The 13,263-nt window shown below is 73.3% G+C and carries 10 protein-coding genes; 3 read left to right on the top strand and 7 right to left on the bottom strand.

The window, feature by feature from the left end:
• Positions 1-525 precede the first annotated feature (525 nt).
• Positions 526-831: a chorismate mutase gene (locus IE265_RS00355; RefSeq protein ID WP_190033213.1), complete on the top strand. Its 306-nt coding sequence runs from the start codon at positions 526-528 to the stop codon at positions 829-831.
• Positions 832-1,490: 659 nt separating this feature from the next.
• Here IE265_RS00355 and IE265_RS00350 read toward each other — a convergent pair.
• The 3 genes from IE265_RS00350 to IE265_RS39075 form a co-directional block, all read right to left on the bottom strand.
• Positions 1,491-2,324, bottom strand: a complete 834-nt coding sequence (locus IE265_RS00350; RefSeq protein WP_190033212.1) for a hypothetical protein — start codon at positions 2,322-2,324, stop codon at positions 1,491-1,493.
• A complete protein-coding gene (locus IE265_RS00345) occupies positions 2,321-3,469 on the bottom strand; it encodes a hypothetical protein (protein ID WP_190033211.1) in 1,149 nt (382 codons plus the stop codon). The genes IE265_RS00350 and IE265_RS00345 overlap by 4 nt, the downstream gene beginning before the upstream one ends.
• 200 nt (positions 3,470-3,669) lie before the next feature.
• Entirely contained in the window at positions 3,670-4,122 is a 453-nt protein-coding gene (locus tag IE265_RS39075) for a hypothetical protein (protein WP_308434759.1), read from the bottom strand.
• On the opposite strand from IE265_RS39075, the gene IE265_RS39070 reads away from it, so the two are divergent.
• Positions 4,121-4,753 (top strand): LAETG motif-containing sortase-dependent surface protein, encoded by a 633-nt coding sequence (locus IE265_RS39070; protein ID WP_308434758.1) that lies wholly within the window; start codon positions 4,121-4,123, stop codon positions 4,751-4,753. The two genes, IE265_RS39075 and IE265_RS39070, sit on opposite strands and share 2 nt — an antisense overlap.
• A gap of 162 nt (positions 4,754-4,915) precedes the next feature.
• On the opposite strand, the gene IE265_RS00335 is transcribed toward IE265_RS39070, so the two are convergent.
• From IE265_RS00335 to IE265_RS00320, 4 genes are all read right to left on the bottom strand, one after another.
• Complete coding sequence (locus IE265_RS00335; protein ID WP_190033209.1) at positions 4,916-6,730, bottom strand: GMC family oxidoreductase; 1,815 nt, start codon at positions 6,728-6,730, stop codon at positions 4,916-4,918.
• A 152-nt stretch (positions 6,731-6,882) separates the two neighbouring features.
• Positions 6,883-8,508, bottom strand: a complete 1,626-nt coding sequence (locus tag IE265_RS00330) for a succinic semialdehyde dehydrogenase (protein WP_190033208.1) — start codon at positions 8,506-8,508, stop codon at positions 6,883-6,885.
• A gap of 158 nt (positions 8,509-8,666) precedes the next feature.
• Positions 8,667-10,526 (bottom strand): serine/threonine-protein kinase, encoded by a 1,860-nt coding sequence (locus IE265_RS00325; protein WP_190033207.1) that lies wholly within the window; start codon positions 10,524-10,526, stop codon positions 8,667-8,669.
• Positions 10,527-10,563: 37 nt separating this feature from the next.
• Positions 10,564-12,264 (bottom strand): diacylglycerol/lipid kinase family protein, encoded by a 1,701-nt coding sequence (locus IE265_RS00320; protein ID WP_190033206.1) that lies wholly within the window; start codon positions 12,262-12,264, stop codon positions 10,564-10,566.
• A 143-nt stretch (positions 12,265-12,407) separates the two neighbouring features.
• Here IE265_RS00320 and IE265_RS00315 point away from each other — a divergent pair, with 143 nt between their 5' ends.
• The gene (locus IE265_RS00315) at positions 12,408-13,232 is read left to right on the top strand and encodes a hypothetical protein (protein WP_229915947.1); all 825 of its coding nucleotides are present in this window, start codon (positions 12,408-12,410) and stop codon (positions 13,230-13,232) included.
• Positions 13,233-13,263 lie beyond the last annotated feature (31 nt).

Below are 13,263 nucleotides of genomic sequence, written 5' to 3'. Positions count from 1 at the left end.
CCGGCCCGCTGCGGCGGCGGACAGCGACGGCGGGCAGCGGCCGGGCGGGCGCTGCCCCGGTCCAGGTCCCCCGCGGCAGCGGACGACGGCCGGGCGCCCGGCCGTCCGGTGCGCCGGGACGGCTGACACGGGGGTGGCCGGACGGCAGACACGGAGAGCCGCCCGATGCGCCGGTGGGGCGGGCACGGGCGTGGCCGATGCGCGGGACGGGCGGCCGGCGTGTTCCCGGGCGGGCCGAAGCGCCCGGCCCGGTGGGCGGGGGTCCGCCGGGCGGGCCGGGGCGTCTCACCATCCGGAACGGCTTGGCCGCCCTCGGCCGCCCGGTCCATACTCGCCCCATGCTCACGCACCAGACCTACGTCTTTACCTATGGCAACCGGCCCGCCGGCTGCCATGGTCGTGCTGCTTGAGCAACTGACAAGCGACTTCCCAGGCGCCCCGGGCCGACAAGGCCCGGGGCGCCTGTGCTTTTCCGGACCTTGCCGCTCCGGGGCCCCGTCCGAACCTTCCGACGAGGAGCCCGACATGACCGCCACCGCCGCGACCGAGCAGAGCACGACCGAGAGGACCGGCGCCCGTACCGAGGACGCCGCCGGCGTCATCACCGGCGCCCGCGAACGCATCGACGCGCTCGACGACCGGATCATCGGCCTCGTCCAGGAGCGGATGGCCGTCTCGGCGGTCATCCAGGAGGCCCGGATCTCCTCCGGCGGCAGCCGGATGAACCTGTCCCGCGAGATGGAGGTCCTCGCCCACTACCGCGAGGCGCTCGGCAAGCCGGGCACCTCCCTGGCGATGACCCTGCTGGAGCTGTGCCGGGGCCGCGTCTGACCACCGCGCGCAGTCGGGGACGTCCCGCCGCGCACGCCGTCCGGCACGAAGGCGACGCGGGACGGGTCCCGGTACGTCTTCCGCCTACGACGGACGTCCGGTGCACGCACGTACGCATCCCCTCTCACCCGTACGGCGCGTGACCGCCCCCCGACGGGCTTCGTTTGTCCCTGTGTCCGTGTCAGCCAGGGGCGGGCCCGAAGAACCACGCGTGGCTCCGCTGGAGCGATGAGGCGTACGGACGTGCGTCGTGGGACCTCGTTCCAGAGAAGTGACCGGACGGCAGGGGACAGCGGCCCGGTCACCCAACAGAGGTCGGCTCCGGGGACGCCCGGAGCCGACCGGCGGAATCCGTGCAAGAGCGGTCGAAACGGTTGCGGAGGCCGTGACCCGTCGCGCACGATGCCTGAAAGACCCAAGTCCCGCAGCAGACAACCGCATTGGACCGTCCCACCGCCATTGGTCGACACCACGCGCACTCCCCCGGTGCGCGGAGGCGCCGACCGGCGGACCCGGCCGACAAGCGGCGCTACCCCCCCCCGGCGCCGCTTCCCAGGCACCGACGCTGCCCTGACGTCGGTGCCGACCACGAAGGGCCCCGCGGATCCGTCCCGCGGGGCCCTTCGCCGTGCCCGTGCCGTTCGGACAGTCGGCGCAGATCAGCCCGTCGGCGTGGACGTCGCGTCCGGCTTCCCCGCCGTCCCCGGCCCGTCCGCCTCCCGCGACTTCCGCAGTTTCGCGAGTTGGGTCCTCACGAGCTTCCCCGGGACCTCGACGCCGTCGGCGTCGAGCATGTCCATCGAGCTGAAGGCCGCGAGGGTCGTGCCGTCCCGGACGACGGTGTAGGCGGTGGGCACCTCGGCCCCCTCGATGGAGCCGACCAGCCTGAGCGCCACGGACTCGTCGCCGAGGTCGGGACCGTCGACGGCCTCGACCTTCCCGTACGTGTAGCCGGCGTGCTCGTAGCGGGCGCACGTCCTCACCGACGCGCGCAGGCCCGCCATCACCTCGTGCGCCTCCCCGGCCCGGTACGAGAGGAGGGCGAGCGTGTGCACCGAGGCGTCCGCGCCCTCGCGGTCGTCCTCGCGCTCCGCGTGCCGGCTCACGACGGCCCGCGGGGACGGGTCCGTGGTGAACAGGAACAGGTCGGCGACCGGCTGGCACGCGACCGGCGTCGCCCGGAGCGACTGCCCCTGGAGGTCCGCGGCCCCCGACTCGGTGAACCCGTACCCCTTGAGGTCGCCCGTCCCGAGTACGGCCTTCGTCAACCGCGCCTTGTTCAGGGGACCTTCGGCCCCGTCGCCGGCCGGCGCGGCGGACCCGCCGTCCCGCGCCGCCGCGGCCCCGCTCGCCGTACCGCTCGGGCCCGACGGCTTCCGGTCCTTCGCCGTGCCGCCGCCGCACGCGGCGAGGCCTCCGAGGGCGGTCATGACCGACGCGGCCACGAGCGTACGGGCGACGCGGCCGGGGGCACCGCTGGTCCTCGCGCTCATGTCCGCGACACCGTCCCGCAGGACCCTGCCCCGGAAGAGGCGATGTCCCGGTCGAGGTCGTACGGGTCGGTCGTCGGCCCCGACCGGTCCTCCTCGACGGGCGCCTGCGAGGGGAACTGCGGGTGCAGGAAGCCGTCGTGGACGCGGCAGGCCGAGTTGGAGAGTTCCTGTTCGTGGCTGACGACGACGAGCCGGCCCGGGGTGACCCGGTACTTCGCGGGGTCGACGAGTTCCAGTTCGAGGGCGCGGCGGACGATCGTCCGGGTGACCTCGGTGGAGTCCGGGTCGGCCGGGGCGAGCGCGTAGACGAAGGTGTAGTCGGCGTGGATGGTGACGACCCCCTCCCGGCCCGCCTCGAACGTCGTACGGCCCCGGGTCTTGACGACGTCCCCGACGAGCCGCACCTCGTCCGGGTCGAAGCGGCTGAACAGGGTCAGCGGGTCGTGGTTCCTGCCGGGCTTGCGCAGCCACGACTCGGCGTCGGCGACCATGCCCGGCTGACGAGGGTCGAGCACCTTGTCGAGCACGGTCTCCGGGGTACCGCCGAGAAGGGTCTTCGGGTCGAGGTTGGCGTCCACGAGCAGGGCCTTCGTCTGCTTCAGCGCCTGGGCCACCTGCGCCTCGGAGAACGAGCCGACCGCCTTGGCCTCGGGCAGGACGATCCCTTCGGCGCCGTCGGCGTACCGTGCCGCCGGGGAGTCGGCGAACGGCCGTTCCAGCGTGGGCGTTCCGGGCCCCGCGGAGACGGGGGCCGCCGTCGGCCGCGCGATCCCCTCAGCGAGCGGGGCCGTGGAGTCCGCGCCCTCGTCGGCGCCCGTGCCGAACGGGTCTCCGGGCAGCAGCGACGGCTTCATGGCCACCACGGCCAGCGCGACGACCAGCGGGACGCCGACGATCGCCCACATCCTGCGGCGGCGGGCGGCGCGCCCGTTCGTCTCCTGCCACGCGGGGCCCGTGCGCCACCCGGGCGGCACCTCGCCCCGCGCGTCCTGCTGCCGCAGTCGTTCCGTCACCATGCGCGCCCTGGCGGACGGTTCCTTCGGAGCCCCGGCCGTGCGGATGTCCCGCTCGCTGTCCTGGGCGAAGCGATCCCACACCTCGTCGGGCATGGACGACCCCGGCTCCCCGGACTGCTTCTCGGTCACGGCGTTCGTGCCTCTTTCCACTGGTCGACCCGTTGCCTGCGTGCCCGTCGGCCGGGTCGAGGGGTGTGAACCGCTCAACTGTGCGACAGGCGGACGAGGATCAGTTCTAGGCCGTCGGCGACGCGGGCCACAAGACCGTTCAGGCTGTGACCGACCCCACATAAGAATTCTGTGAGTTCGAGGACAACCCTTCACACGGGTCACAGGTCTCCCCTGTGGAACCAACGGCCGTACCCGCGCCCGCCACGCGGAGGCCTCCCGATTCTTGTGCCGCCACAGCGGCACACCGGACTTTCCGAGGTCTTGATGAAGCTTCGCCACGCCATGGCCGTCGCGGCCACGACCGCCGTCATAGCCCCGCTCGCACTGCTGTCGGCTCCGGCCGCCTTCGCGACGGACGAGCCGTCCGGCTCCCCGAGCGCGTCCGCCTCCGAGTCGGTGAGCGCGTCCCCGTCGGCGAGCGAGTCGTCCGGCGAGGCCGCCCCCGCGCCCGGCACCTCGACGTCCGAGTCGGCGAGCGCGTCCGCCCCGGCCCCGAGCACGTCGGCGTCCGAGGCGTCGCCGAGCGCCTCCGCCTCCGCCTCCGCCTCCGCCTCCGAGGAGCCCGACCCCGAGCCCTCGGTGTGCGAGGACTCCAAGGTCCAGGTGAGCATGAGCGGGCTCCCGGGCAAGATCGCGGCGGGCAGCGGCTGGCACAAGTTCTCGCTGAACGTCCTGAACTCCTCCGACTCGACGCTGCGGGACCTCGACTTCTTCGCCGGTGCCGCCGCCGACAAGTCCGGCGAGGACCTCTTCAAGAGCAAGCAGGTCCAGCTCCAGGCCTGGAACCCGGACGGCAAGGTCTGGGAGAACCTCGACGAGGGCGGCTACGCGGTCGGCTACGTCGGATACACCGACGAGCTGAAGCCCGACTTCGAGGTGCACATCCCGCTGCGCGTCAACGTGAAGTCCAGCGCCCCGGTCGGCGCCGGCTTCTCGCTCGGCGCGACCATCTACGGCGACGACGACGCCGAGTGCACCGGGTTCGGCGAGGTGGCGTACAAGTTCCGGATCGTGGCCGCGGGCACGGACACCGGCGGTACGAAGCCCCAGGAGGGCGGCAAGGCCCCGGTCACGGACGAGAAGGCCGACAGGGGCGACACGCCCCAGGTCACCGGCAACCTCGCCGAGACGGGTTCGAGTTCCGCGCTGCCGGTCATCGCGCTCGTCGGCGGTGCCGCCGTCGTCGCCGGTGTCGGCGCGGTGTTCATCGTCCGCCGCCGCAAGGCCGACGCCGACGCGTAGGACGTGACGCCGCCGCACACGGCGGCCGCTTCACGCTTCACGCTTCACGCTTCACGCTTCACGCTTCACGCTTCACGCTTCACGCTTCACGCACGAAACGAAGGACCTGCGCCCGGAGGGGGGTGCAGGTCCTTCGTTTCGTGAGGGGGCGCTGCTCAAGCGCTACTCCTTGCTCCTGGGCGGGACCGTCGGCAGCCCGAGGAACGGCAGGCGCAGTGCGCCGAAGGCGTCCTCGGGCACGGCCGGCGCGTGCGGCGCGACGGGCTCCAGCCGCTCGTACGCCGCCCCTGTCGCCGGACGCGGGTCAGCCCCGCCCCTGTTGGGCCAGTACGACATCGCGCGCTCGGCCTGGGCCGTGATGGTCAGCGACGGGTTCACGCCGAGGTTCGCGGAGACGGCGGCGCCGTCCACGACGGAGATGCCCGGATGCCCGAACAGCCGGTGGTACGGGTCGATGACGCCCTCCTCGGCGGACCGGCCGATCGGGCAGCCGCCCAGGAAGTGGGCGGTGAGCGGCATGCCCATCAGCTCGCCCACGTTGGAGCCGGCGAAGCCGTTGATCTCCGCGGCGATCGCGGAGGCTGCCTCCGAAGCCGCCCGGATCTGCTTGGGGTTGGGCGCACCGTGGCCCTGACGCGCCGTCAACAGCCCCTTGCCGAGGCCCTTGTGCTTGAGGTGTGTCGTCAGGGAGTTGTCGAGCGACTGCATCACCAGGCCGATGATGGTCCGCTCGGACCAGCGGCGCTTGGAGAGCGAGCGGGCCATCAGGAGCGGGTGCCTGACCGCGTTGGCGAGCCAGGCGAGCGTCCTCGACGAGCCCTCCGTGTACGGGACCTGGAGGATGGAGAGGCCGCCCATCGCGTTCGACCCCTTGCCGTAGCGGACGGGCTCGATGTGGGTGTTGGCGTCCGGGTGGATCGACGACGTGATCGCGACCCCCCGGGTGAAGTCGGCGCGCGGCTGTCCGGTGGCCCCGCGGTAGCGGCGGTCGCTGGTCTGTGCGCCCACCAGCGCCTCGGAGTTCGTACGGGTCAACTCGCCCAGCCGGTTCGAGAGGTCGGGCAGCCGGCCGCTCTCCTTCATGCGGTGCAGCAGGGTCTGCGTACCGTACGTGCCCGCCGCGAGGACGACGCGGCGGGCGGTGAGGACCCTGCCCCCGCCCTTGCGGCGGCGCCCGGTCGGGAGTGTGGAGACGGCGAAGCCGCCGCCCGCGTCCTCCGTGAGCGAGACGACCGTCGTCATCGGGTGGACGACCGCGCCCGCCTTCTCCGCGAGGTACAGGTAGTTCTCGTTGAGGGTGTTCTTCGCGCCGTGCCGGCAGCCGGTCATGCACTCGCCGCACTCCGTGCAGGCGGCGCGCCCGGGGCCCGCCCCGCCGAAGTAGGGGTCGTCGGCACGCTCACCCGGCGCCGCCTTGACTGACCCGTCGGCGTCCTCCCCGTCGCCGAAGAAGACACCGACCGGCGCCATGTGGAAGGTCTCCTCGACGCCCATCCGGGCGGCGGCGGCCTTCAGGTGGACGTCCGAGGGTGTCGTCGTCGGGTTGAGCCGCACTCCCAGCATCCGCCGCGCCTGGTCGTAGTACGGGGCCAGCTCCGCCTGCCAGTCGGTGATGTCCTTCCACTGCGGGTCCTCGAAGAAGGGCTTCGGCGGCACGTAGAGCGTGTTGGCGTAGTTGAGCGAACCTCCGCCGACGCCCGCTCCCGCCAGCACCATCACGTTGCCCAGGAGATGGATGCGCTGGATGCCGTACATGCCGAGCGCCGGCGCCCAGAGGTAGTTCCTCAGGTCCCAGGAGTTCTTGGGCAGCGACGCGCGGGTGAAACGGCGGCCCGCCTCCAGCACCCCGACGCGATAGCCCTTCTCGGTCAGCCGAAGGGCGCTCACCGATCCGCCGAATCCGGAGCCTACGACGATCACGTCGTAGTCGTACGCCGGCCCGTCGTCCTGATTCCGGACGGAGTTCTCCTGTGCCACGTGCTCTCCTCGTCGAGAACTGCTGAGAACTGCTGAGACTGCTGAGACCTGCCCTGAACTGCCGACTCGCCTGCCGGGTCCCGGTCCGGTCCCGCCCGCTCGGGTCCCGGCCCCGGTCCCGGCCCCGGTCCCGGTCCCGGTCCCGGTCGCGTCTAGCGGAAGCGCAGGGCCTTCATGACCCGCAGGCTCCGGCTCATGAACTGCGCGTACTTCTCGTCGTCCATGCCGAGCGAGGGAGCCATCGGCAGCAGGCGCTGCTGGGCGACGGTCTGCGCCTCGGTGTACTTGAGGATGCCCTCGGAACCGTGCCTGCGGCCGAGACCGGAGTCCTTCATGCCGCCCATCGGCGACTGGACGCTGCCGTACGCGGGCGCGTAGCCCTCGTTGACGTTGACCGTTCCGGTGCGCAGGCGGGCCGCGACCCGGGCGCCGCGGCGGCCGTCCCTGGTCCAGACCGAGGAGTTGAGGCCGTACGGCGTGGAGTTCGCGAGTTCCACCGCCTCGTCCTCGTCCTTGAACCGGTAGACGGAGACGACCGGGCCGAACGTCTCCTCCGCGCAGACCGCCATCGGTGCCTCGACGCCGTCGAGGATGGTGGGCTCGAAGAAGAACGGGCCGACGTCCGGTCGCGCGACACCGCCGGTGACGACGGTGGCCCCCTTCGCGACGGCCTCCTCGACGTGCCGGGTGACGGTCTCCAACTGGCGTTCGCCCACGAGCGAGCCCATCTCGGCGCCGTACGCGAGGGACCGGCCCAGCCGCATCGCGCGGGTGCGGGCGGCGAACCGCTCCAGGAAGGCGTCGGCGACCGACTCGTGGACGAACAGCCGCTCGATGGAGATGCACAGCTGGCCGGCGGACGAGAAGCAGGCACGGACCGCACCGGCCGCCGCCTTGTCGATGTCCGCGTCCGCCAGGACCAGCATGGCGTTCTTGCCGCCGAGTTCGAGCGAGACCCCGACCAGCCGGGCCGCGGCGCCCTGGGCCACCTCCCGGCCGGTACGGGTGGAGCCGGTGAACGACACGTAGTCGGCGCGTCGGACGACCTCCGGGCCGATCACCGGGCCGTCGCCGAGGACGACCTGGAAGACATCGGCCGGCAGTCCCGCCTCGACCAGCAGGTCGCGGGCCCACAGTGCGGTCAGGCAGGTCTCGGTGTCGGGCTTCATGACCACGGCGTTGCCCGAGACGAAGGCGGGCAGCGCATCTCCGACGGACAGCTCCAGGGGGTAGTTCCAGGGGGCGATCTGGCCGACGACGCCCCGGGGGTGGCGCAGTTCGGTGACCTTGGTGAGGGTCGGCATGGCGCCCGCGTGCCGCTTGGGACGGAGGTAGGAGGCCGCCCTGCGGCCGTAGTGGCGGGCCGCGATGGCGACCGCCTGCACCTCCTCGTGGGCGTGCAGGCGGGCCTTGCCGGTCTCCAGCTGGATCAGGTCGAGCACCTCGGCCTGGCGGGCGAGCACCAGGTCGTGGAAGCGCAGCAGGACGGCGGCACGCTGCCGGACCGGGGTCTGCGCCCAGACGGCCTGGGCCGCGCGGGCCAGCTCGAAGGCGCGCTCGACGTCCTCGGGGGTGGACTCGGGCAGGTCGGCCAGCTTCTCGCCGGTGAACGGCGTGTGGTTGGCCGTGCGGCCCGAGCCGACCACGCCACGCGTGAGCTGGGCGATCAGCTCGGGCGTGACCACGTCGGCAGCCGTGCGGGCGCCCTCGGGGGCGGGCGCGAGAGGGTTCGTACCGGTCTTTTCCGGAGCCTGTGCCGGGGCGTGCGAGTCCGTCATGAGCCGCAGGGTATGCCCGGCCGGGCGCTTTGGGTACCCGGCGGTAACAGGGTTTCACCGAGTACACACACGACGCCAGTGATCACTGGCAACAAACACGCTGATCAGCGCGTTGTCCGGCGGCGCTCGCCGGCTGACCGGCCGGCCGGAGACGGATGTCACGTCCCGATCCGCAGACGGTCCCGCGCGCCCTTGAACACCGCGGTGCCCGTCTTCTCCTGCCTCTCCCCCTTGGGCATGTCCACGCGCAGCTCGTACATCCGGCCGTCGCCGGTGAGGATCATCAGCTCCATGACCCGGGTGACCTCGCCCCGGTTCTCGTACGTGGTGTCTGCGAGCACGGCCTCCTGCCCGTCGAACGAGGTGCGCGTGTACTGCGTCCTCGACCTCCCGTACCCCGCCCAGGCCGCGCCCGACTCCCGGGCCTGCTCCATCGGCGGGCGCGGGGCCTCGTCCCACTGGGTGAGGCGGACCTGCACGGCCCCGCCGTCGTACACCGCCGTGCGCGGATCGCCGCCGGGGTCGTCCTGGCCGTTCCGGCGCACGTACCGCAGCGGAAGGGAGAGCACCGCTCTCAGCCCGTTCTCGGCGTGGGGGACCCAACCGGCCGCGTCCGAGGGGGCGTTCGCGGTCGCGGTCACCGGCGCCGACGGTCCGGTGTCCGCCACGGCCTCGTCCTCGTCACCGGTGAGCGTGGTGGCGGACCAGGCGCCGCCCGCGACGACCAGGCCGACGGCGAGGACCCCGCCCGCGAGGCGGACGCGGGCGGGGACGGCCGGGCGCCGGCGGCGGGCGGGCAGGTCCCGGTCGGCGGGGCGCCCGCCGGAGCCCGCGCCGGCGCCGGAGCCCGCGTCGGCCTCGGAGCCCGCGTCGGCCTCGGTTCCGGCGTCGGCGTCGGACTCGGACTCGGCTCGGCCGTCCGCATCGGCGTCCGGGTCGGACCCGGCTCCGGCTCCACCTCCGGTGGCCGCGTCGGCTCCGTCCCCGGCGGCCGCGTCGGGCGGGCCCGGCTCGACGGGCCCGGTGGAAGTAGGCGTCGAGTGGGCCGGGGCAGGGTCCTGGGCGGGATTCGGGGCAGGGTCCGGGGCGGCCGCGCGGGCCGCAGACGGGCGGCTCAGGCGGACCGTTCCCGTGTCGTCCGCGTACTCCCGCAGATCCGCCGCGTTCTGGGCGGGCGCCGACTCGCCGCGGGGCAGGGGCCACCCCTCCGCCACGGCCTCCAGCGCGGCGGCGACCTCGTCGGCGTCCGGGCGCAGCGCCGGGTCCTTGGCGAGGAGCCGCACGATCAGCGGCCCGAGCGGACCGGCCTGCTCGGGTTCGGGCGGCTCGGTGGACAGGATCGCGGCGAGGGTGGACTCCAGCGTCGTACGCCGGAACGGGGACCAGCCCTCCACGGCCGCGTAGAGGCAGACCCCGAGCGACCACAGGTCCCCGGCGGGACCCGTGTTGCGGCCGGACATCCGCTCGGGCGCGATGAATTCGAGGGAGCCGACGAACTCCCCGCTGAGGGTGAGCGACTCCTCGCCCTGTATGTGCGCGATGCCGAAGTCGGTGAGCACGACCCGGTCGTGCTGCCCCAGCAGCACGTTGGCGGGCTTCACGTCCCGGTGCACGATGCCCTTGGCGTGCGCCGCCCCCAGCGCGCCCACGACGGCGAGCCCGATCCGCGCGGACTCCGCGGGCGACAGCGCACCGCGCCGCAGCCGCTCGTGGAGGGACTCCCCGCGGATCAACTCCATGACGATCCAAGGCAGTCCGTCCTCCACGACCACGTCGTGGATCGCGACGGCCCCCGGGTGGTCCACACGCGCGGCGGCCCGCGCCTCCCGCTGAAGGCGGTGGTACGCGCGCCGGTGGGCGGAGTCCCGCGGGTCGCCGGGCAGCCGCGGCTCCTTGACCGCGACGTCCCTCTCCACGCGCTCGTCCACGGCCCGCCAGACGGTGCCCATGCCCCCGGAACCGATGCGTTCGGTCAATCGGTATCTGCCACCGATCAACCGGCCCCCGTCATCGCTCATGCCCCATCAGTACCGTGCGGGTGGGGACTTGTCGATGTCAGGCCGCGGGAGGCTGGCGGTCCTCCGGCTCGGACCCGTGCCCGGGCAGATAGCGGTCCCGGTGCTTGGGGAGCGCCGTGCGCCCCACCGCCGCCGCGAGCTTGCGCAGCCTCCGCCAGTCGAGGGGCGGCTTCGCCTCCGGAACGCCCGGCCGGTTCCTCGGGACCCGTACGCGCAGGGCCCGGGGCTCGATGCGGCACCGCACCGGAGTGGGCAGGAGCATCGCCTCGCCGTCCACACCGACCTCGACCTCCGGGCGGTCGGCGTCCACGATGACCTCACGGGCCGTCAGCACGGTGAGCCCGGTCGCGTGCCGGCCCAGCAGCAGTCCCGCGGCCTCGGCCACGCTCTCCACCTTCACCCCGATCACGCCGAGGACACCGGACTCCAGCCGCTCGCGGTAGCCGAGTCCCACCGGATCGTCCATGCGGTAGGGGTTGTTGCTCACGAGCAGGGCCTGGGGCGCGTCGACGACGACGGTCCCGGGCCCGCCGGCCGGTGCGGCCCGCCCGGCGCCTCCGCCGCCCGCGCCCGCTCCGGACGCCCCGGTCCCGCCGGCACCCTGCGAAGCCTCCAGCACCTCCGAGGACCCGGCCGCCCCCGTAGCCCCCGGGGCACCGGAGGCCCCGGCCGTCGCGGAGACCCCGCCGCCGGCTCGCCCGGCGTCGGCGGTCGCCACGGGGCGCGTCGCCTTCCCGTAGCGGCGGCGGACCCTCAGGCGGGCGGACTCCCGGGGCCCGGTCACGTCGATCCGGGCGGTCAGGCGCGGGCCGCGCTGGTGCGTGAGCAGTTCGGGCAGCAGCTCCAGCGTCGTGCCCAGCTTGTCCTCGCGGTACTCGGGGCTCTGGACGACCACGGCGTACGCGCCGAACGAGGCGTTGTTGACGAAGGGGTGCGCGTCGACGAAGCCGAGGTCCACCCGGCGCTCGACGCCCCCTCGCGTGGTGAGGGCGTCGAGGCACGCCGAGGGGTCGTTCCGGTCGAGCCCGAGGTCCATCGCGAAGTGGTTGCGGGTCCCGGCGGAGACCACCAGGAAGGGGATGCCGTACTCGGCGGCGACGGCGGCGACCAGCGCCTGCGTACCGTCCCCGCCCGCGACACCGAGGAGGTCGGCGCCCTCGTCGGCCGCGCGGCGCGCGAGTTCGGTCACGTCCTCCCGGCGCTCGGGGTCGAGGAGATGGACGCGCGCGCCCAGCCGTTCGGCTTTCTCCTTCAGTCCGAACCGGTCGACCTTCCCGTTCCCGGACAGCGGGTTCATGATGAGGAAGGGCCGGGAAGGGCCGGACGTCCGGTACTCGCGCACCCGCACGGCGTGCGACCTGGTGGTGCTGAGCGCGAACTTCCCCGCCCACACGGCGAACGCCCACAGCGCGAGGGACGCGCCCACGACCCACAGCAGGTGCGCCGCCGTGAAGAACCAGACGACGGCCGCGGGCGTAGCGAGGGCCAGCAGCACCGCCGCGGCCCGCAGCGCGCCCCGCCGGGTCAGCACCCACCAGAGGGCGGCCACGGTCACCACGCTGCCGAGAACGCCCACGGCGACCACCAACAGGCCCGTGGCACGGGCGTACACGAGCGGCAGCGCGACCGCCGAGGCCGCGGAGGCCAGCGCGGCGCGTGCCGCCCAGCGCTGCCGGGCGTGCGCCCGCCCGTCAGGATCCAGGCTCACGCCCACCGCCTCTCCCAGGAGGAACTCCATGTGGAGGGGGGTCTGCCGTCGTCGCCCTCCGCCACCGCGTCAGTCAAGCAGTATGCAGCCGCGGCAGGCGACTTGACGTTGCTTTGACCTTGACATCAGACTCCCCCTGCATCTACACGCCATCGAAGGAACATTCGAAAAAAATGAAGAGATTCACGCGGCCCCGTACCGGCGCCGCAGCGGTCGTGTCCGTCCTCTCCCTCGCCCTGGTGACCGGCTGCTCCGACAGCGGCTCCGGTTCGGACACGGACGACAAGGCGGGCGGCGACAAGCCCGCGGCCGCGAAGCCCCTCAGCGACAGCGAGCTGGGCAAGCTGATCATCACGACGGCCGACGCCAAGGGCTTCAAGGTCAGCCCGGTCGGCGAGACCGAGGCGTTCGCCGCCTCCAAGAAGGACGTCAAGGTCGTCGACGAGAAGTGCGCGCCGCTCGCGTACGTCCTCACCGGCTTCGCGCCGGGCGACTCGGACTCCTTCGTGAGCCGTATGGCCCAGGAGGACCCGACGGCCAAGGCGAGCAAGTCCCCCGCCAAGGACATGGAGGACATGACGCCGGAGGAGCTGGAGGAGGCGCTGGGCTCCATCACCGACGCGCTCGGCTCGACGATGACCCTCGTCTCGCTCTCCTCGTACGAGGGAGACGGCGCGAAGGAGACCATGTCGTCGGTCTCCGCCGCGGTCAAGGGCTGTGCCGGCGGGTTCACCGCCACGGGCGCGGACGAGCCGCAGAAGTTCTCGAAGGTCGTGGGGGAGAAGGCCTCGGGGAAGGGCGACGAGTCGGTGGCGTTCGCGGCCACCGGTGACGCGGAGGGAGCTCCGCTGACCGTGCACGCCGAGGTCGCGCGCCACGGCAACACGGTGACGACGTACTACTCGATCAGCCTCGCGGCCCTGGCCGACGAGGGCAAGGCCACCGCGTACACCGTGCCGGCCGCGCTCATCGAGGCCCAGACGGCCAAGCTCGGCTGATCCGGGGTCCCGCGGGGCGGCCGGACACCCG

The organism is Streptomyces fructofermentans, assembly GCF_014651055.1.
GTDB lineage: Bacteria > Actinomycetota > Actinomycetes > Streptomycetales > Streptomycetaceae > Streptomyces > Streptomyces fructofermentans.
Note: the sequence above shows the minus strand (reverse complement) of the source record. Positions and strands in the feature narration are given on the sequence as shown.

Bases quoted from the DNA above. Each gene is read 5' to 3' on its own strand.
- IE265_RS39075 (WP_308434759.1), bottom strand. From the start codon at position 4,122: ATGCTCACCTGGACCTTGGAGTCCTCGCACACCGAGGGCTCGGGGTCG.
- IE265_RS39070 (WP_308434758.1), top strand. From the start codon at position 4,121: ATGAGCGGGCTCCCGGGCAAGATCGCGGCGGGCAGCGGCTGGCACAAG.
- IE265_RS00330 (WP_190033208.1), bottom strand. From the start codon at position 8,508: ATGACGGACTCGCACGCCCCGGCACAGGCTCCGGAAAAGACCGGTACG.
- IE265_RS00350 (WP_190033212.1), bottom strand. From the start codon at position 2,324: ATGAGCGCGAGGACCAGCGGTGCCCCCGGCCGCGTCGCCCGTACGCTC.
- IE265_RS00355 (WP_190033213.1), top strand. From the start codon at position 526: ATGACCGCCACCGCCGCGACCGAGCAGAGCACGACCGAGAGGACCGGC.
- IE265_RS00320 (WP_190033206.1), bottom strand. From the start codon at position 12,264: ATGGAGTTCCTCCTGGGAGAGGCGGTGGGCGTGAGCCTGGATCCTGAC.
- IE265_RS00315 (WP_229915947.1), top strand. From the start codon at position 12,408: ATGAAGAGATTCACGCGGCCCCGTACCGGCGCCGCAGCGGTCGTGTCC.
- IE265_RS00325 (WP_190033207.1), bottom strand. From the start codon at position 10,526: ATGAGCGATGACGGGGGCCGGTTGATCGGTGGCAGATACCGATTGACC.